Here is a 1,789-nt window from a genome sequence, read left to right as displayed (position 1 = left end):
ATGTTGATCAACTTGCTGGGTAATGCCATCAAATTCACCCAGATCGGTGAAGTTCACCTCACGGTGGAGCGTCTATCCGGCCATACCAGTCTGGTTCCGATAATTGAGTTCCGTATTCGGGATACCGGCATTGGTATGGAACCCGGTGTATTAAACCGGGTGTTTGAACCCTTTGAGCAGGTCAGCAGCGAACGCAACCGCCAGTTTGAAGGCACCGGGCTGGGGCTGGCGATTGTGCGTGAGCTGACACATATTATGAACGGTGAGGTTTTTGCCTCCAGTGTGCCGGATCAGGGATCTGTTTTTACCCTGCAGATTCCGATGGAAGTGGCTTCACCCTTGCCTGATCAGGTAACAGAAAGCCAGAATCTGAGTGGTTATAATGTACTGCTGGTGGATGATCAGCCGGTTAACCGCCGAGTGCTGTCAGCCATGCTGACACAACTGAATGTCCCTCACTCTTTTGCCACTTCCGGTCCGGAGGCGTTATTCCAGCTGCGTCACAGCCTGGATCACGCGCCTTTTGACCTGATATTACTGGATGCCAACATGCCGGGACTGGATGGTTTCCAGATTGCTGAACGCATCCTCCAGGACGATTTATTACAAGCCAACCAGATTGTCATCCTCACCTCCTCCGCTGAAGCCGGTGATGCCGCCCGTTGCCGTGAACTTGGGCTGACCGGTTATCTGACCAAACCCATCATCATGACCGAGCTGCACACCACTCTGACATCTGCTGCTGGCAGAAGACAACCCCATCAACCAGAAGCTGGCAGTGAAGTTGCTGGAAAAAAACCAGCATGAGGTCGACATTGCACAGGACGGTCAACAAGCCCTGGAGCTGCTGCAATCCAACTCGTATGATCTGGTGTTGATGGACATGATGATGCCAGTGATGGACGGACTGGAAGCCACACGCCAATGGCGACTCCATGAGCAACAACACCAGCTGCGACTGATGCCAATCATTGCCATGACGGCTAACGCCATGCAGGGAGATAAAGAGCGCTGCCTGGCAGAGGGAATGCAGGGTTATGTCGCCAAACCAGTCAACCCCGAACAGTTATATGAAGAAATTGACCGGGTAATACAACACTATCAACCGGAAAGAAAAATCACCATCCAACCCAAAGTTGTGGGTGAGTTGGATGATCTATTGGATAGGGCGGATGAATTACTGGCGGATGCTGTCAGTGAAGCACCCGAAGCCGATCAGATGTTTGACTGGGAAAAAGCACTGGAGTCTCTGGGTGGTGATGCCAATTTGCTGGAAATGGCCTTACAAATGTTTGTGGATGAATACCCCACTCATATCGAGCAGTTAAAAACCGCCTGGGAAACCAGTGATTTTAACCAGCTGGGTGCAGTAGCTCATACCCTAAAAAGCCTGTTGGCAACTTTTGGTGCAGAGGCCGCTCGCAACCAGGCCAGTGAACTGGAGCGCCTGGCAAAAAATGATGCAACTGCAACAAACCTTCAGCCGGTGTACAACAGGTTGCAACAGATGTTGCAAACCCTCCTGCCCCGTTTGCAGACACAGCTGCAGGAGAAAAGCACATAAAAGGCAATTTAATTGAATCTATTATATTTAAATCAGAAGCAAAACATTGACTTACATCAGTAGTTTTTTCTGTGTTTAACCGCTAGATTTGACGCGGATCAGATTTAAGCAGCTTTATTTATAAAAATACTGACTGGTCTGAATATTGCTAGGGATTACAGGAACGTATACAGCGGAGAACCAGCGATGCGCGTTAATCAACCCGTTACCGGCAGGGAACAGCCT

Annotated in this window: 2 protein-coding genes; both read left to right on the top strand. The window is 49.9% G+C overall.

Annotated features, from left to right (window positions below; genetic code table 11):
• Positions 1-807, top strand: an 807-nt coding sequence (locus tag IBX50_RS20395; RefSeq protein WP_292258235.1) for an ATP-binding protein, incomplete at its 5' end; no start/stop codon positions are given.
• The gene (locus IBX50_RS20390; protein WP_292258233.1) at positions 779-1,564 is read left to right on the top strand and encodes a response regulator; all 786 of its coding nucleotides are present in this window, start codon (positions 779-781) and stop codon (positions 1,562-1,564) included. The genes IBX50_RS20395 and IBX50_RS20390, both read left to right, overlap by 29 nt.
• The last annotated feature ends 225 nt before the right edge of the window (positions 1,565-1,789 follow it).

The sequence above is a fragment of the Marinospirillum sp. genome (assembly GCF_014859565.1).
This window is presented reverse-complemented; position numbering and strand designations above follow the sequence as displayed.